Raw genomic sequence first — 18,686 nt, forward strand, 5'->3', positions numbered from 1 at the left:
ACAAACGGGTACGAGTGCCGCCGAGGTGTCGTGAAAAACCAGGCGCTCGAGCGTCAAAACCAGTGCCCTTAAGCTTATGAGAGCCCTCTCATTGGTGATTCATCCCCGGCTTACCCGCGCCACGGACACTGGAGGCAAGGAAAAAGAGACGACACCCTGGGAGGTGATGGGTCATGACGGCGTCAGTATCCATAGTCGGCGCAGGGCCCAATGGATTAACCGCCGCGGCACTGCTGGCGCGCCGCGGCATCGACGTCCGCGTGTACGAGCGCCGCTCCACCATCGGCGGAGCCGCCAGCACCGCCGACGTGTTCGGTTCCGGCAGCCGGGTAGACCTCGGCTCCGCGGCGCATCCCTTCGGCGTGGCAAGCCCGGTCTTCGAGGCCTTGAAGCTTGAGGAGTACGGGCTGCGGTGGCGCCACTCTGACGCCGTCATGGCGCACCCGCTCGACGACGGCCCGGCCGCCGTCCTCAGGCGCGGACTGGGCGATACCGCCGACGCTCTCGGGGTCGACGCCGCCGCCTGGAAACGCGTGCACGGGCACGTGCTCAACCACATCGACGACCACCTGGAGAACTTCCTGGGACCGCTGTTGCGGTGGCCCGCCCACCCGGTGAAGATGGCGCGTTTCGGCATCCCCGGGGTTGCCTCGGCGAACTTCCTCAGCCGGCGGCTCTTTCACACCGATGCCGCCCGAGCCCTGTTCGCCGGCTCGGCGGTGCACGCCATCACCCCGCCATCAAAGCCCCTCACCGCGGCCTTTGCCCTCCTCTTCGGCTCACTCGGGATGAGCCGAGGTTGGCCAGTGGCAGAGGGCGGATCCCAAGCCATTTCCGACGCGCTGGCTGCCGTCGCCACTGAGCACGGCGCGTGCATCTACACCGACGCCCCGGTGAATAATCTTGATGATCTCCCGCCGGCCGACGCCACGATCTTGAACCTCACGCCGGCGCGCGCCGTCGCGATCGCCGGCGAACACATGGCCCCTCAGACAGTTCGACGGCTGCGGCGGTGGACGTACGGGCCGGGCACGTTCAAGGTGGACTACCTGCTTAGCGAACCCGTCCCCTGGCGAGACCCCCGGGTGGGCGAGGCGACGACGGTGCACGTCGGCGGCACCGCCGAGGAGATCGACGCTGCTGAACACGCCGTGGTCGCCGGGCGGCTGCCCCGACGCCCGTTCGTCATGGTCTGCCAACAACAAGTAGCCGACCCCAGCCGCGCCGGGACGACGCAGGGCACCATCCTGTGGACCTACGCGCACGTCCCCCATGGCTATGAGCAGGCACATCCAGGTGAGGTGGCCGGGCTCATCGAGGACCAGATCGAGCGCTTCGCCCCCGGCTTCCGCGACCTCATCGTCGATAAGCACGAGACCAGCACCGCCGCGTTGGAACGCTGGAATCCCAACTTCGTCGGCGGCGATATCGCCGGTGGATCCATGAGTGGTCTCAGGGCGCTTCTGCGGCCTGGATTGACGATCAACCCTTACCGCGTGGGCCGCGGGCTCTACCTGGCCTCGGGGGCGACGCCTCCCGGCGCCGGCGTTCACGGAATGGCCGGCGCCTGGGCGGCCCGCACCGCGATGCGCGACCTTGAGAGAGGACGGTAGGGGAGAATTTGGTCCCCTCGGCGGGTATCGACTAGGGTGAGCCGGGAAGTTTGAACGGACGAGGACACGTGTTTCGTCCGAGATCAAGTTTCACCGAAGACCGTCGGTCATCCCAACTTTGGGATTGAAAGCGTTCACTGTCTACCAAACGGAAGACGGATGGGCCGACCCACGCAGGAGACACTTGCTGAATCGTCCGCGCGATTATGCGCGATGTGAAGCCCTGTGCCTGCTGCACGGGGCTTCGTTGCGTTGTTGGGGTCCGCCCCGGCGAGGCTGCGCGAAGTCCCGGCGGATCACCACGATACGACACAAGGGAAAGGAGGCGTTGGAAAGATGGCAAACCCGAAGAATGTTGCAGAGCTCGTTGCTCTGAAGGAGAAGTTCTCCGAGGCTGACTCGCTGTTCCTCACCGAGTACCGCGGCCTGACCGTCTCGCAGCTCCAGGAGCTGCGCGGCGAGCTGGGTTTCGACGTTGAGTACCACGTCGCCAAGAACACCCTCCTCAAGATCGCTGCCGCTGAGCAGGGTATTGAGGGTCTTGACGAGCACCTCACCGGCCCGACCGCCGTCGCCTTCATCAAGGGCGAGGCTGTTGACGCCGCCAAGGTGATGAAGAAGTTCGCCACTGCTAACGACAAGCTCGTTATCAAGGGCGGCTACATGGACGGCAAGGCGCTGTCCGCCGATCAGGTCAAGGCTATCGCCGAGCTGGACAACCGCGAGACCACTCTCGCCAAGCTGGCTGGCGCGATGAAGGGCAATCTGGCAAAGGCCGCCGCCGTGTTCAACGCACCGGCGACGAAGATGGCTCGCCTCGCTGTTGCTCTCCAGGAGAAGCAGGAACAAGCCTAAGGAATCGGCCCCTGCCTGGGGGCCGGCACTCCGCACAATCGAACAAGACAAACTTTGGCCGTCGGCTTCGGCGGCCACCAACTGAAAGGATGCCACCATGGCTAAGCTTTCCAAGGATGAGCTCATCGAGGCTTTCAAGGAAATGACCCTCATCGAGCTCTCTGAGTTCGTGAAGGAATTCGAAGAGGTCTTCGACGTCGAGGCTGCCGCCCCGGTCGCCGTCGCCGCCGCTGGTGCCCCGGGTGCTGACGCCCCGGCCGCCGAGGAGAAGACCGAGTTCGACGTCGTCCTGACCGACGTCGGCGCCAAGAAGATCGGCGTTATTAAGGCCGTCCGCGAGATCGTCTCCGGCCTGGGCCTGAAGGAAGCCAAGGAGCTCGTCGAGTCCGCTCCGAAGGCCATCCTCGAGGGTGCCAACAAGGACGACGCCGAGGCCGCCAAGGCCAAGCTGGAAGAGGCCGGCGCCTCCGTCGAGCTCAAGTAAGCTCGTCGCAGCCTAAAAGCTGCTCTACCGCCCGAACCCCTCGTGGGTCGGGCGGTTTTTGCGTTCCGGCACGGCCGGTAAACTCTCGACCATGCTTCCAAAGTCACGCATCCTCTCCGCGGTCCTGGTTGGGCTGGGCATCGCCTTGCTGGTGGGCGGGCTGGTGGCGCCCATGCTGCTCAAAGCGGATGGACGACTGCCGCTGGACCTGTCCGCCACCACCTGGTCCATCACTGACCAGGAGGCGGTGACATCCGCCAAGTTCGACCCCGCCGGAACCGAGCACACCGGCCCGGTCACCCAGCAGCTCCACATGGAGATCCAGGCGCCGTCGACCCAAGACACGGCGACGGTGCGCATCGGTTCCACGTGGGTGCGTGACGACGCCCCGTCGGCGAAGCAGGGCCTTCTGGAGGCACAGACGTGGAGCTATGTTCTCGACCGGGTGACGGGCGCGCCGGTAAGCGAGGCGACGCTGACCCACACCGTCGGCTTCCCACCGGTGACGGTGCCCATGGAAGGGCACTGGCTGAAGTTTCCTTCCAACGCCCAGCAGACGACGTACGATCTCTTCGACGAGACGCTGCAGCGCGCGTACCCGGCCGTTTTCGTGGACTCGGAGGTCCGCGGGGATAGGACGGTGTATCACTACCGGCAGGAGATTGCACCGACGAGCGTGCATGCGGTGGCGCCGGGGATGTTCACGTCCCGGGAGGTGCCGGTGGCGGATGCTGAAGACTCGGAAGAGGACGCAGAGAACGCCGAGGGCACAGAGGAGGAGACGACGGAAGAGGCCGAGCCGAAGACGGAAACCCTCGAGCTCTACCACGCCGCGACGCGGGACGTGTACGTTGACCAGCTCACGGGCATCGTCGTGGACGCGGACGTGTCCGTGCGGCAGTTCTACGGCCGCAGTCCCCGCGAGGCCGTGCAGACCGCCCTGGACTTTTCTGGTTCCTTGGACGACGCCCGCGCGGCCGAGTTGATGGGCGCGGTGTCGCAGGTGGCCAGCACCTCGGAGGCCCGGTACACACGGTGGGCCACGGTGGGTGTGGGCGCGATCATTCTCGCTTTTGGTCTGCTCGGTGCCTTTGGTCTCGGCGGCTCCCGGCGTCGCACGCTGGATAAAGTCAGCCCTCACACCCCGACGCAATACCTGCCTGAGGGCACGGTACGTACTCCCGAAGCGTAGGTGGTACAGTCTGTTGCCGAGGAACGCCGGACGAGCGCATCGGACGGCTTGAGGTTGCTGTGCCTTTACAGCGGGGCGGATGTGGTATAGGCTATGTCGTTGCGCTGGAGTTGGCCCCCGGTGCCTTGTGGAAGCCTTGTCCAGCTCTAGCGAAACGCGTGACTTGACAAGGTGACTTTTCGCTATCCGGGGGAGCTAGCTCCGTAGCAGACCGAATGCTAACTACCAGCGGCGTTGGTTCCTCGTTTAGCCAGAAGCGGGGATGCCCGGCGTCGCGTGAGGTGCTGGAAGGACCCATCTTGGCAGTCTCCCGCCAGACCAATTCTGTGGCCGAATTTCCCGGAGCTCCGACTCGCTATTCTTTCGCGAAGATTTCGGAGCCCGTTTCCGTACCGGGTCTTCTAGATCTACAGCTCGATTCCTTTGCGTGGCTCGTCGGCGCGCCCGAGTGGCGCGCGAAGCAGCAGCAGGAGCGCGGCCCCGAAGCCGTGATTACCAGCGGCCTTGAGGACATCCTCAAGGAATTGAGCCCGATCCAGGATTATTCCGGGAACATGTCCCTCTCCCTGTCCGAGCCGCGCTTCGAGCCGGTCAAGCACTCCGTGGACGAGTGCAAGGAAAAGGACATGAACTACTCCGCGCAGCTGTATGTGACCGCGGAGTTCATTAACAGCGATACGCAAGAGATCAAGTCCCAGACGGTGTTCATCGGCGACTTCCCGCTGATGACCGACAAGGGCACCTTTATCGTCAACGGCACCGAGCGTGTCGTCGTCTCTCAGCTTGTCCGCTCCCCGGGCGTGTACTTCGATCAGTCGATCGATAAGTCCACCGAGCGTCCTCTGCACGCCGTCAAGGTTATCCCGTCGCGCGGTGCGTGGCTGGAGTTCGACGTTGACAAGCGCGATACCGTCGGCGTGCGCATTGACCGTAAGCGCCGCCAGCCGGTGACGGTGCTGCTCAAGGCCCTCGGCTGGACCGAGGAGCACATCCGGGAGCGCTTCGGCTTCTCCGAGCTCATGATGTCCACCTTGGAGGCGGACGGCGTCGCCAACACGGACGAAGCGCTGCTGGAGATCTACCGCAAGCAGCGCCCGGGCGAGCAGCCGACGCGTGACCTCGCGCAGTCGCTCATCGAGAACTCCTTCTTCCGCGCCAAGCGGTATGACCTGGCCCGCGTCGGCCGCTACAAGGTCAACCGGAAGCTGGGCCTCGGCGGCGACCACGAGGGCGAAACCACCCTCACCGAAGAGGACATTGCCACCACCATCGAGTACCTGGTCCGCCTGCACGCGGGCGAGCGTGAGATGATGTCCCCGGCCGGCGAGACCATCCCGCTGAGCACGGATGACATCGACCACTTCGGTAACCGTCGTCTGCGTACCGTCGGCGAGCTCATCCAGAACCAGGTTCGCGTGGGCCTGTCTCGCATGGAGCGCGTCGTGCGTGAGCGCATGACCACCCAGGATGCGGAGTCGATCACCCCGACGTCGCTCATCAACGTCCGGCCCGTCTCGGCCGCGATCCGCGAGTTCTTCGGCACGTCGCAGCTCTCGCAGTTCATGGACCAGAACAACTCCCTGTCGGGGCTGACCCACAAGCGTCGTCTCTCCGCGCTGGGCCCGGGCGGTCTGTCGCGTGAGCGCGCCGGCATCGAGGTGCGCGACGTTCACCCGTCCCACTACGGCCGCATGTGTCCGATTGAGACCCCGGAAGGCCCGAACATTGGCCTGATCGGTTCGCTGGCGTCCTACGCCCGCGTCAACTCCTTCGGCTTCATCGAGACCCCGTACCGCAAGGTCGTCGACGGTGTCATCACCGATACCGTCGAGTACCTCACCGCCGATGAGGAAGATCGTTACGCGATCGCCCAGGCCTCCGTGGCCAAGGATGCCGACGGGCGCATCGTCGAAGAGCGCGTCGAGGTCCGGCTGAAGGACGGCGACATCGCCGTCACCGACGCCGCCGGCGTGGACTACGTGGACGTCTCCCCGCGGCAGATGGTGTCCGTCGGCACCGCCATGATTCCGTTCCTGGAGCACGACGACGCCAACCGTGCCCTCATGGGTGCGAACATGCAGAAGCAGGCGGTCCCCCTGGTCCGTGCCGAGTCGGCCTACGTCGGCACCGGCATGGAGCAGCGCGCCGCCTACGACGCCGGCGACGTGGTCATCACGCCGAAGGCCGGCGTGGTGGAGACCGTCTCCGCGGACGTCATCACCATCATGGACGACAACGGCCAGCGGGACTCCTACCTGCTGCGCAAGTTCCAGCGCACCAACCAGGGCACCTGCTACAACCAGAAGCCGCTGGTCACCCTGGGCCAGCGGGTCGAGGCCGGCCAGGTTATCGCCGATGGCCCCGGCACGAAGAACGGCGAGATGGCGCTCGGCCGCAACCTGCTCGTCGCGTTCATGCCGTGGGAGGGCCACAACTACGAGGACGCCATCATCCTCAACCAGCGCGTGGTGGAGGAGGACATCCTCACCTCGATTCACATCGAGGAGCACGAGATCGACGCCCGCGACACCAAGCTGGGTCCGGAGCGCATCACCCGTGAAGGCATTCCCAACACCTCCGACGACGTGCTCAAGGACCTCGACGACCGCGGCATCGTCCGCATCGGCGCCGACGTCCGCGACGGCGACATCCTCGTCGGCAAGGTCACCCCGAAGGGCGAGACCGAGCTGACCCCGGAGGAGCGCCTCCTGCGCGCCATCTTCGGCGAGAAGGACGGCGAGGTGCGCGACACCTCCCTGCGCGTGCCGCACGGTGAGACCGGCAAGGTCATCGGCGTGCAGTACTTCTCCCGCGAGGACGACGACGACCTGTCCCCGGGCGTCAACGAGATGGTCCGCGTCTACGTGGCCCAGAAGCGCAAGATCCAGGACGGCGACAAGATGGCCGGCCGCCACGGCAACAAGGGTGTTGTGGGCAAGATCCTCCCGCCAGAGGACATGCCGTTCATGGCCGACGGCACCCCCGTCGACATCATCCTCAACACCCACGGTGTGCCGCGTCGTATGAACATCGGCCAGGTGCTCGAAGTGCACCTCGGCTGGCTCGCCCACGCCGGCTGGACCGTCGACCCGGAGGACCCGAAGAACGCCGAGCTCATCAAGGTGCTCCCGGAGTCCCTCTACGACGTCCCGCCGGAGTCGCTGACCGCCACCCCGGTGTTCGACGGCGCCACCAACGGCGAGCTGTCCGGCCTGCTGGCGAACTCCAAGCCGAACCGCGACGGCGACGTCATGGTGGACGCCAACGGCAAGACCCAGCTGTTCGACGGCCGCTCCGGCGAGCCCTTCGCGTACCCGATCTCGGTCGGTTACATGTACATGCTCAAGCTGCACCACCTGGTGGACGAGAAGATTCACGCTCGCTCCACCGGCCCGTACTCCATGATTACCCAGCAGCCGCTGGGTGGTAAGGCGCAGTTCGGTGGCCAGCGCTTCGGCGAGATGGAGGTGTGGGCCATGCAGGCGTACGGCGCGGCCTACACCCTGCAGGAGCTGCTCACCATCAAGTCTGATGACGTGGTGGGCCGTGTCAAGGTCTACGAAGCCATCGTCAAGGGCGAGAACATCCCGGATCCGGGTATCCCGGAGTCCTTCAAGGTGCTGCTCAAGGAGCTGCAGTCGCTGTGCCTCAACGTGGAGGTTCTGGCCTCTGACGGCACCCCGATGGAGCTGTCCGGGTCCGATGAGGATGACGAGGCCGCGTCGACGCTGGGCATTAACCTGTCCCGCGACGAGCGCGCCGATGCCGACTCCGACATCGCCTAAGACCTACGAAGCAACGAGAAATCCGTATAAGACTGACAATCCCCTCCGCCAACTAGGAGGGGGAAAGGGAGTTACGTGTTCGACGTAAACCTCTTCGACGAGCTTCGCATTGGCCTGGCTACCGCCGACGACATCCGCCGTTGGTCCAAGGGTGAGGTCAAGAAGCCGGAGACGATTAACTACCGCACCCTCAAGCCGGAGAAGGACGGCCTGTTCTGTGAGCGCATCTTCGGCCCCACCCGGGACTGGGAGTGCCAGTGCGGTAAGTACAAGCGCGTGCGATACAAGGGCATCATCTGTGAGCGCTGTGGCGTCGAGGTGACCAAGTCCAAGGTTCGCCGTGAGCGCATGGGCCACATCGAGCTCGCCGCCCCGGTGACCCACATCTGGTACTTCAAGGGTGTTCCGTCCCGCCTGGGTTACCTGCTGGACCTCGCTCCGAAGGACCTGGAGCGCATCATCTACTTCGCCGCCAACATCATCACCAGCGTCGATGACGAGGCCCGCCACGCGGACCTGTCCACGCTGGAAGCGGAGATGCTGCTGGAGAAGAAGGACGTCCAGGAAGACGCGGAATCGGAGATCGCCGAGCGTCAGGTGAACCTGGAGCAGGACCTCGCCGAGCTGGAGGCCGAGGGCGCCAAGGCGGACGTGCGCCGCAAGGTGCAGAACGCCGCGACGAAGGAAATGCAGCACATCCGCGAGCGGGCCGAGCGGGAGATCGACCGCCTGGAGGAGATCTGGCAGACCTTCGTCAAGCTGGCCCCGAAGCAGATGATTATCGACGAGACCATCTACGAGGAGCTCGTCGACCGCTACGAGGATTACTTCACCGGCGGCATGGGCGCGGAGGCTATCCAGACCCTCATCCGCAACTTCGACATCGACGCCGAGGTCGAGGAGCTCACCGAGATCATCAACTCGGGCAAGGGCCAGAAGAAGATCCGTGCGCTCAAGCGCCTCAAGGTCGTCGCCGCGTTCCAGCGTTCCGGCAACGACCCGGCGGCGATGGTGCTCGACGCCATCCCGGTGATCCCGCCGGAGCTGCGCCCGATGGTGCAGCTCGACGGTGGCCGTTTCGCCACCTCCGACCTCAACGACCTGTACCGTCGCGTCATCAACCGCAACAACCGCCTCAAGCGGATGATTGAGCTGGGCGCGCCGGAGATCATCGTCAACAACGAAAAGCGCATGCTGCAGGAGTCTGTGGACGCGCTCTTCGACAACGGCCGCCGCGGCCGCCCGGTCTCCGGTCCGGGCAACCGCCCGCTGAAGTCCCTGTCCGACCTGCTCAAGGGCAAGCAGGGCCGCTTCCGCCAGAACCTGCTGGGTAAGCGCGTGGACTACTCGGGTCGTTCCGTTATTATCGTCGGCCCGCAGCTCAAGCTGCACGAGTGCGGCCTGCCGAAGCTCATGGCCCTGGAGCTGTTCAAGCCCTTCGTCATGAAGCGCCTGGTGGAAAACGACTACGCGCAGAACATCAAGTCCGCCAAGCGCATGGTGGAGCGCCAGCGCCCCGAGGTGTGGGACGTCCTCGAAGAGGCCATCTCCGAGCACCCGGTGCTGCTCAACCGCGCCCCGACGCTGCACCGCCTGGGCATTCAGGCCTTCGAGCCGAAGCTGGTCGAGGGCAAGGCCATCCAGCTGCACCCGCTGGCTTGTGAGGCGTTCAACGCGGACTTCGACGGCGACCAGATGGCCGTCCACCTGCCGCTGTCCGCCGAGGCCCAGGCCGAGGCCCGCATCCTCATGCTGTCCTCGAACAACATCCTGTCCCCGGCCTCCGGCAAGCCGCTGGCTATGCCGCGCCTGGACATGGTCACTGGCCTGTACTTCCTCACCATGGACAAGGCCGAGGATGAGATCGGTGGCCAGGGCGGTTACCGTCCGGAGAAGTGGTCCGTCGCCGAGGGCGAGGAGCACGAGGCCGGCTCGCAGCAGGGTGTGTTCTCCTCCTACGCGGAGGCGATCATGGCCCGCGACCGCGGCGTGCTGGGCCTGCAGGCCCCGATCAAGGTGCGCATCTCTCACCTGCGCCCGCCGGCCGACATCGAGGCGGAGCAGTTCCCCGACGGCTGGCAGCGCGGCCAGGCCTGGACGGCGCGCACCACGCTGGGCCGGATCATGTTCAACGACCTGCTGCCGTGGAACTTCCCGTACCTGGAAGGCGTCATGGTCCGTAAGGGCGGCGGCTCCAAGAAGGTGCTGCTCGGTGACGTCATCTCTGAGCTGACGAACAAGTACCCGATGATCGCGGTGGCGCAGACGCTGGACAAGCTCAAGGACGCCGGTTTCTACTGGGCGACCCGCTCCGGCGTGACCATCACGATGGACGACGTGCTCATCCTTCCGAACAAGATCGAAATCCTCGAATCTTACGAGAAGGAAGCGGAGAACATCGAGCGCAAGTACTGGGACATGGGTGCCCTGACGGAGCGCGAGCGCTACGACCGACTGGTGGAGCTGTGGCAGGACGCCACCAACACCGTGGGTCAGGCGGTGGAGAACCTCTACCCGGATGACAACCCGATTCCGATGATCGTGAAGTCGGGCGCGGCCGGTAACATGCGCCAGATCTGGACCCTGGCCGGCATGAAGGGCATGGTCGTGAACTCCAAGGGTGACTACATCACCCGCCCGATCAAGACCTCCTTCCGCGAGGGCCTGTCGGTTCTGGAGTACTTCAACAACTCGCACGGCTCCCGTAAGGGCCTGGCCGATACCGCGCTGCGTACCGCCGACTCCGGCTACCTCACGCGTCGTCTCGTCGACGTCGCCCAGGACGTCATCGTCCGCGAGGATGACTGCGGCACCCGCCAGGGCGTGCGCGTCCCGGTCTCGGAGCCGGTCCTCGACGCCGCCGGTGAGGTCACCGGCCACCGTCGCCACTCGCTCGTCGAGACGTCCCTGTCGGGCCGCGTCCTCGCCGGCGACCTCAAGGACGACGCGGGGGAGATCCTCCTCGCCGCCGGCACCGACCTCACCGAGGAGCGCATCGACACCCTCGTCGAGCGCGGCATCGCCGAGGTCAAGGTCCGCTCCGTGCTGACCTGCCAGACGTCCACCGGCGTGTGCGCCAAGTGCTACGGCAAGTCCATGGCCTCCGGGCACCTGGTGGACATCGGCGAGGCGGTCGGCATCGTCGCCGCCCAGTCGATTGGCGAGCCCGGTACCCAGCTGACCATGCGTACCTTCCACCAGGGCGGTGTCGGCGGCGACATCACCGGCGGTCTGCCGCGTGTTCAGGAGCTGTTCGAGGCCCGCGTGCCGAAGAACCGCGCCCCGATCGCCTCCGTGGCGGGCACCATCTCGCTCGAGGACGAAGGCAACTTCTGGACCCTGCGCATCACCCCGGACGACGGCGGCGACGATGTTATCTACGAGAAGCTGTCGAAGCGCCAGGGCCTGGCCCAGGTCCGCCGCCCGATGGAGTCCAACCCGCAGGCGATGATCGAGCGTTCGCTCACCGAGGGTGACCACGTGGAGGTGGGCGACCGCCTGCTGCGTGGCGCCGCCGACCCGCACGACGTGCTGGAGGTCCTCGGCCGCCGTGGCGTGGAGAAGCACCTCATCGACGAGGTGCAGGCCGTGTACCGCACCCAGGGTGTGGCCATTCACGACAAGCACATCGAGATCATCATCCGGCAGATGCTGCGCCGCGGCACGGTCATCGACTCCGGTTCCACGGCCTTCCTGCCGGGTACCCTCGTTGACCTGTCCGAGGCGAAGCAGGCGAACGCGTCGGCGCTGGCCGACGGTGGGCAGCCGGCCGAGCTGCGCAGCGAGATCATGGGTATCACCAAGGCCTCGCTGGCGACCGAGTCGTGGCTGTCCGCGGCCTCCTTCCAGGAGACCACGCGCGTGCTCACCGATGCGGCGATCAACAAGCGCTCCGACGCCCTCATGGGCCTGAAGGAGAACGTCATCATCGGTAAGCTCATCCCGGCCGGTACGGGCATTTCCCGCTACCGCAACATCACCGTGAACACGAAGGACTCCTCGACCTTCGATTACTCGCTCGGTGGGGCGTCGGCCATCTATGGCGACGAGGCTGCCGAGGCGGAGTACACGGGCAAGTCGGTGCCGCTGGATGAGGCGTACGACTTCGGCTACTAAGCCGACGCGTTCTGGCTAGCGTCGGTCTGCCCCCTTTAGGTGGCACTAGCGCAGGTATTTCCTGTGCTAGTGCCGCTTTTTTGCGTTCTCCCGGAATATAATTCGGAACATAACCAACTCCTGGTAGAAAGCTGTGTACGCCATGAACGCCACCCCATCCACGACCACTCAACCACCCATAGTGAACGACCGTCACCTGCTCGGAATCGTCCTATCGCTATCCACGTTCTGGCTCTGCGCGCAGACCCTGCTCAACATCGGACAATCAGTGGCCGGCGAGTTGTCCATCAACCCCGGCGTCATGAACATCATCATTTCGCTGGCGTCGCTGGTCTGCGGCATGTTCATCGTCGTGTGGGGCGCGCTGGCCGATCGTTACGGCCGCGTCAAAATCATCATGCTCGGCAACGTCATGGCGATCATCGGCTCCCTGCTCGTAGGCCTTGCCTTCGGGCCGCCGATCATGGCCACCGCCATGCTCATCGGCGGGCGAGTACTCCAGGGCATGTCCACCGCCGCGGTGATGCCGGCGGCCCTCGGCCTTATCAACACCTACTGGGAAGGCCCGGCCAGGGCTAGGGCGCTATCGGTGTTCTCCATGGGTACCTTCGGCGGCATGGCGCTGACCTCCTCGTTCGGCGGCGTGCTCGCCGGCTCGCCGCTGGGGTGGCGGTCCATCTTCATCCTCGCCGTGGCCTTCGCCGTCATTGCGATGCTGCTGCTGCGCGCCGTCCCGGAGTCGGCCCCGCAGGCGGGAACCACGGCGGCGCTGGACCTCGTCGGCACCGCTCTGCTGGCCGTCGCAATGGTGAGCTTCCAGCTGGTACTCACCCAGGGCAGCGCCTGGGGCTGGACGAGCGTTACCACCCTGGCGATGGCGACGGTATTCATCGCGTCGACGGTGGCCTTCGTGTTCCAGGAACGCCGGGCGGACAACCCGCTCATCGACTTCGCCGTGTTCAAGAAGCTCCAATTCACCGGCGCGGTCCTCGCTAACTTCCTGGTGACCTCCTCGGCCGGCATGATTACGGTGTCCCTGTGGGTCCTGCAAGGCGCCGGCAACATGTCCGTGACCACGTCCGGCTACCTCACGTTGGGGTATGCGGCGGTGCTGTTGTCCATGATCCGCGCGGGTGAGAAGATGCTCAACAAGTACGGTCCGCGCCTGCCGATGCTCGTGGGTACGACGTTGGTGGCGCTGTCGGTCATCATGCTCATGGCGACGAACACCATGCAGCTGACGTACGTGGTCATCACTTTCGTGGCATTCTGCATCTATGGTCTCGGGCTGGCGCTCTTTGCCACTCCGGCGACGGCATCCGCCCTCGGCGCCCTCGGGCCCAACGAGGTGGGCGTCGGTTCGGGCATGTTCAAGATGGCGTCGTCGATCGGTTCTGCCATCGGCATCGCGGTGGCGACGACGGTGTTCATGGCGGTGCAGACGTCCGGCTCGACGGTGATTGGTGCGGTCATCGCGTACACCGGCCGGCAGTCGAATCTGGCGGTGCGCCAGGCGGGCACGATGAGCCTCGGCGCGCTCGCAGTGTTTGCCCTGGTAGCTGTCGTGTGCGTCATGTTTACAATCAGGAGCCAAAAATCGCCAAATGTTAAATAAGAGCGCACACGCAGTGTGTTACCTTCAGGATCTATGAGCGAGCAATTGCCTCCCGAGCAGCATCCGCCGACAGGCCAGTGGGCGCCCGTCAACCAGTCCCCCTACTTCGCTCAGCCGGGCCCGGCGCCGTCCGGTGGTCGCTCCGGGGGAATGACGGCGGTCATCGTCCTGCTCGCGGTCCTCATCGCGCTGATCGTGGCAGGCGGTGGCATTGCCGCGGGGTTCCTGCTGGGCCGGCAGCCTAACGAGCAGGGGGAGCCGGTCGAGCTCACGACGGTCATGGAGACCGTCACGGCCGCCAAGCAACCTGCGGACGGAGCGGGCAGGGGACAGGCAAAGCCCGCCCAGCCGAGCAAGTCCTCGTTCAGCTTCTCCGGCCTGGATGTGGCCGGGCCCACCAGTTGGCAGTTCGCCTACCAGGTGAAAGCTGACGTCGAGAGCTACTACCGCAGGAACGGGATCTTTCCTTCCTCGGTGACGTCATACAGCACAGTCACGGGCAAAAACTACACCATGACCTGCGAAGACATTGGTGCTGGCCTGCATTGCTACGGCGGCCGGGACGCGCACGTCTATCTGTACGACTAGTGAGTGGCAGTTATCGAAGCGGCGCGGCGGTGCGCCGTCGAAGCGTGCGTGGGTGGACAGCGTGTGCGGGCGCGGCAGCGTCGCTCGCGATCCTGGCGGCGGGGTGCACGATCCCGTCGGGCGGGTCGGCAAGGACGTCGACGATTACGTCGACCGTCACCGTCGAACCGGCACCTGAGTTGCAGACTGGCGACTGGGCGCGCGCCGTTGACGCGGTGGAGCAGGACACCGGCGCGGTGGTTGCAGTGGCGTGGTCCGACGGGGGCGTCGCCGGGTCTTTGAGTGACGTCACCGCGTGGTCGACGATCAAGGTGCCGCTGTCCATCGCCGCGGCGCGGCTGCACCCGGGTACCCAGCCGAGCATCGACGCGGCCATCATGCGAAGCGATAACGACGCCGCCCGGCAGTTGTGGGAGCACCTCGGCGGCGGGGAGCAGGCGGCGCAGGCCGTCGAGGCTGTGCTGCGGGAGGCCGGCGATCCCACGGAGGTGCAGCCCTTCGTAACCCGGCCGGAGTTCAGCGCCTTCGGGCAAACCCAGTGGGGTTTCGTAGAGCAGGCGCAGTTCGCGTCGCACTTGCCGGAGTTGGAAGCGTCGGACGCGGTGCTGGCGCCGATGCAGGCCATCGACCCGTCGCAGGCCTACGGCCTAGGCCGGCTGCCGGGCGTTGCGTTCAAGGGCGGCTGGGGACCCGACACTCAGGGGCGCTATGTGGTGCGGCAATTCGGGGTGGTCGATGGCAGGGGAGTGGCGATCGCGGCGATGGCTCCGGACGGCACCTACGAGTCGGCGCAGGTGATCCTGGATCGGCTCGCGTCGGAGGTGGTTGCGCCGCAGGTGGGCGTTTGGTAATCGGCGAGTCGTCTGCTAGTCTCGCCGTTACGTCCCACATTCTTGGTGGGAGGCTTCAGCGCCCGGATCTCCGGGTGCTGGGAAACAACCGGACGGGCCCTGGGAAAGAGCCCCAATATTTTTGTGTCTACACCAGATGGTTCGGTTTGTCTTCCACCAACATGTGCCCGAAGTTCTCTTGGGGCTCAAGCGAGAAAGAGAAGTATGCCTACTATTCAGCAGCTGGTCCGCAAGGGCCGTCACGATAAGAAGTCTGCGGTCTCCACCGCGGCTCTGAAGGGTTCGCCGCAGCGTCGTGGCGTGTGCACCCGCGTTTACACCACTACCCCGAAGAAGCCGAACTCGGCTCTTCGTAAGGTCGCCCGTGTTCGCCTGACCTCCGGCATCGAGGTTTCCGCCTACATCCCGGGTGAGGGCCACAACCTGCAGGAGCACTCCATGGTGCTCGTGCGCGGTGGTCGTGTGAAGGACCTTCCGGGTGTCCGCTACAAGATCATCCGCGGCGCGCTCGACGCCCAGGGTGTCAAGGACCGCAAGCAGGCCCGTTCCCGCTACGGCGCCAAGAAGGAGAAGTAATCAATGCGTAAGAATGCAGCTCCGAAGCGCCCCGTCGTCAAGGATCCGGTCTACCAGTCCGAGGTCGTGACCCAGCTCGTCAACAAGGTTCTCCTGGACGGCAAGAAGTCCACCGCCGAGCGCATCGTCTACGGCGCGCTGGAGAAGTGCCGCGAGAAGACCGGCACCGACCCGGTGGGCACCCTGGAGAAGGCCCTGGGCAACATCCGTCCGGACCTGGAGGTCCGCTCCCGCCGCGTCGGTGGCGCCACCTACCAGGTGCCGGTCGAGGTTCGCCCGGCCCGCGCCAACACCCTCGCTCTGCGGTGGCTGGTGACCTTCACCCGCCAGCGTCGTGAGAACACCATGATGGAGCGTCTCGCCAACGAGATCCTCGACGCCTCTAACGGCCTTGGCGCTTCCGTCAAGCGTCGCGAGGACACTCACAAGATGGCTGAGGCCAACCGCGCCTTCGCCCACTACCGCTGGTAGTTGAGAGCGTGAAAACTCGTCAAGCCCGATTGCCAGAGACTTCGGCGATCGGGCTTGCCGAGTATTATCGCCACCTCGCCTGCGCGAAGGGGACGAGCCGGGGCTTCCCGATCGTCGTGCTGCTATGAGTGCGCAGACGTGGCAGAATTAAACAGAACTGTTCGCTTCCACGGCGTTCGCCTAATGACTTTCGGCGGCGTCGACGACCTTAAAGTTGGGGTAATACTGTGGCACAAGAAGTGCTTAAGGATCTGAACAAGGTCCGCAACATCGGCATCATGGCCCACATCGATGCTGGTAAGACCACCACGACCGAGCGCATCCTGTTCTACACGGGTATCAACCGCAAGGTGGGCGAGACCCACGACGGTGCCTCCACCACTGACTGGATGGAGCAGGAGAAGGAACGCGGCATCACCATTACCTCCGCCGCGGTCACCTGCTTCTGGAACGGCAACCAGATCAACATCATCGACACCCCCGGCCACGTCGACTTCACCGTCGAGGTTGAGCGCTCCCTGCGCGTCCTCGACGGCGCCGTCGCCGTGTTCGACGCCAAGGAAGGCGTCGAGCCGCAGTCGGAGCAGGTGTGGCGTCAGGCCACCAAGTACGACGTTCCGCGTATCTGCTTCGTCAACAAGATGGACAAGCTGGGCGCTGACTTCTACTACACCGTCCAGACCATCAAGGACCGCCTGGGTGCGAAGCCGTTGGTCATGCAGCTGCCGATCGGCGCTGAGGACACCTTCGACGGCGTCGTCGACCTGCTGGAGATGAAGGCCATCATGTGGCCGGGCCGCGTCGAGGTGGGTGCCGAGCCGCAGATCCAGGAGATCCCGGCCGAGCTGGCCGAGAAGGCTGAGGAGTACCGCGAGGCTCTCGTCGAGACCGTTGCCGAGTCCGACGAAGCCCTCATGGAGAAGTACTTCGGTGGCGAGGAGCTGACCATCGAGGAGCTCAAGGCCGGCATCCGCAAGATGACCGTTGCCTCTGAGGTCTACCCGGTCTTCTGTGGTACCGCTTACCACAACAAGGGCATCCAGCCGGTGCTGGACGCCGTGGTTGACTTCCTGCCGACCCCGCTGGACATCGGCGAGGTTCACGGCCACGCCGTGGGCGAGGATGGCGCTGAGCTGACCCGTAAGCCGTCCGTCGACGCTCCGTTCTCCGCTCTGGCCTTCAAGATCGCGGTTCACCCGTTCTTCGGCAAGCTGACCTTCGTGCGCGTCTACTCCGGTCGCGTCGAGCCGGGCCAGCAGGTCGCGAACTCCACCAAGGGCAAGCGTGAGCGCGTCGGCAAGCTGTTCCAGATGCACGCCAACAAGGAGAACCCGGTTGAGGAGGCGCTCGCTGGCAACATCTACGCCTTCATCGGCCTGAAGGAGACCACCACTGGTGACACCCTGTGTGACCAGAACGACCAGATCATCCTGGAGTCCATGGACTTCCCGGATCCGGTTATCCAGGTCGCCATCGAGCCGAAGACGAAGTCCGACCAGGAGAAGCTGGGCGTGGCCATCCAGAAGCTCGCCGAGGAGGACCCGACCTTCACCGTCCGCCTCGACGAGGAGTCCGGCCAGACCGTCATCGGCGGCATGGGCGAGCTGCACCTCGATGTGCTCGTTGACCGCATGCGCCGCGAGTTCAAGGTGGAAGCCAACATCGGTAACCCGCAGGTGGCCTACCGCGAGACGATCCGCAAGGCCGTCAAGGACGTGGAGTACACCCACAAGAAGCAGACCGGTGGTTCCGGCCAGTTCGCGAAGGTCATCGTCTCCATCGAGCCGTATGCTCCGGAGCCGGAGACCCTCGAAGAGGGCGAGTCCGCGATCTACAAGTTCGAGAACAACGTCACCGGTGGCCGCGTTCCGAAGGAGTACATCCCCTCCGTCGACGCTGGTATCCAGGACGCCATGCAGTACGGCTACCTCGCTGGCTACCCGCTGGTGAACATCAAGGCCTCCCTTGAGGACGGCGCCTACCACGACGTCGACTCTTCGGAAATGGCGTTCAAGCTCGCCGGTTCCCAGGCCCTCAAGGAGGCCCTGGCCAAGGCGAAGCCGGTGCTGCTGGAGCCGCTCATGGCCGTTGAGGTCATCACGCCGGAGGAGTACATGGGTGACGTCATCGGCGACATCAACTCCCGTCGTGGCCAGATCAACGCCATGGAGGACCGCGCTGGCGCCAAGATCGTCAAGTCCAAGGTTCCGCTGTCCGAGATGTTCGGCTACATCGGTGACCTGCGTTCCCGCACCGCCGGCCGCGCGAACTTCACGATGATCTTCGACTCCTACGCCGAGGTTCCGAAGTCCGTCGCCGACGAGATCATCGCCGAGCGTAACGGCAACGCCAAGTAAGGCTGAAGCTTAAACACATCGCCGGCTGAAGGCCCTCGCCCCTTAAGGGGTGGGGGCCTTTCGCATAATTTGCTGTGGGTCTGGTTGTTCCTGGCTGGGCGTCGCGGTGGTGGGCTACACTGAGGAAAGTGTAAACATCTGATGTCTGACAAGTCAGGCACGTTGGGGCGCGGGAAGCCGTCG

Annotated in this window: 12 protein-coding genes; all 12 read left to right on the forward strand. The window is 65.0% G+C overall.

Annotation, left to right across the window (positions count from 1 at the left end; all coding sequences use genetic code 11):
- Nucleotides 1-173: 173 nt before the first annotated feature.
- The 12 genes from CUTER_RS01450 to fusA all read left to right on the forward strand — a co-directional run bounded on the left by CUTER_RS01450 (nt 174) and on the right by fusA (nt 18,503).
- Nucleotides 174-1,613, forward strand: a complete 1,440-nt coding sequence (locus tag CUTER_RS01450; protein WP_047258931.1) for a phytoene desaturase family protein — start codon at nt 174-176, stop codon at nt 1,611-1,613.
- Between the two features lie 336 nt (nt 1,614-1,949).
- A complete protein-coding gene (rplJ, locus tag CUTER_RS01455; protein WP_047258932.1) occupies nt 1,950-2,468 on the forward strand; it encodes a 50S ribosomal protein L10 in 519 nt (172 codons plus the stop codon).
- A 97-nt stretch (nt 2,469-2,565) separates the two neighbouring features.
- A complete protein-coding gene (gene rplL / locus CUTER_RS01460; RefSeq protein ID WP_047258933.1) occupies nt 2,566-2,952 on the forward strand; it encodes a 50S ribosomal protein L7/L12 in 387 nt (128 codons plus the stop codon).
- Between the two features lie 91 nt (nt 2,953-3,043).
- Entirely contained in the window at nt 3,044-4,144 is a 1,101-nt protein-coding gene (locus CUTER_RS01465; RefSeq protein ID WP_052843968.1) for a DUF3068 domain-containing protein, read from the forward strand.
- Nucleotides 4,145-4,425: 281 nt separating this feature from the next.
- Entirely contained in the window at nt 4,426-7,929 is a 3,504-nt protein-coding gene (gene rpoB, locus CUTER_RS01470; RefSeq protein ID WP_047258934.1) for a DNA-directed RNA polymerase subunit beta, read from the forward strand.
- Nucleotides 7,930-8,004: 75 nt separating this feature from the next.
- Nucleotides 8,005-12,045: a DNA-directed RNA polymerase subunit beta' gene (locus tag CUTER_RS01475; RefSeq protein ID WP_047258935.1), complete on the forward strand. Its 4,041-nt coding sequence runs from the start codon at nt 8,005-8,007 to the stop codon at nt 12,043-12,045.
- A gap of 181 nt (nt 12,046-12,226) precedes the next feature.
- Entirely contained in the window at nt 12,227-13,660 is a 1,434-nt protein-coding gene (locus CUTER_RS01480) for an MFS transporter (protein ID WP_158408106.1), read from the forward strand.
- 33 nt (nt 13,661-13,693) lie between these two features.
- Complete coding sequence (locus tag CUTER_RS01485; RefSeq protein ID WP_047258937.1) at nt 13,694-14,248, forward strand: flagellar basal body-associated FliL family protein; 555 nt, start codon at nt 13,694-13,696, stop codon at nt 14,246-14,248.
- Entirely contained in the window at nt 14,248-15,099 is an 852-nt protein-coding gene (locus CUTER_RS01490) for a serine hydrolase (protein WP_236684743.1), read from the forward strand. The genes CUTER_RS01485 and CUTER_RS01490 overlap by 1 nt, the downstream gene beginning before the upstream one ends.
- 204 nt (nt 15,100-15,303) lie before the next feature.
- Entirely contained in the window at nt 15,304-15,675 is a 372-nt protein-coding gene (gene rpsL / locus CUTER_RS01495; protein ID WP_047258939.1) for a 30S ribosomal protein S12, read from the forward strand.
- Between the two features lie 3 nt (nt 15,676-15,678).
- Complete coding sequence (rpsG, locus tag CUTER_RS01500; protein ID WP_047258940.1) at nt 15,679-16,146, forward strand: 30S ribosomal protein S7; 468 nt, start codon at nt 15,679-15,681, stop codon at nt 16,144-16,146.
- Between the two features lie 227 nt (nt 16,147-16,373).
- Complete coding sequence (fusA, locus tag CUTER_RS01505; RefSeq protein ID WP_047258941.1) at nt 16,374-18,503, forward strand: elongation factor G; 2,130 nt, start codon at nt 16,374-16,376, stop codon at nt 18,501-18,503.
- The last annotated feature ends 183 nt before the right edge of the window (nt 18,504-18,686 follow it).

The organism is Corynebacterium uterequi (assembly GCF_001021065.1).
Classification (GTDB): domain Bacteria; phylum Actinomycetota; class Actinomycetes; order Mycobacteriales; family Mycobacteriaceae; genus Corynebacterium; species Corynebacterium uterequi.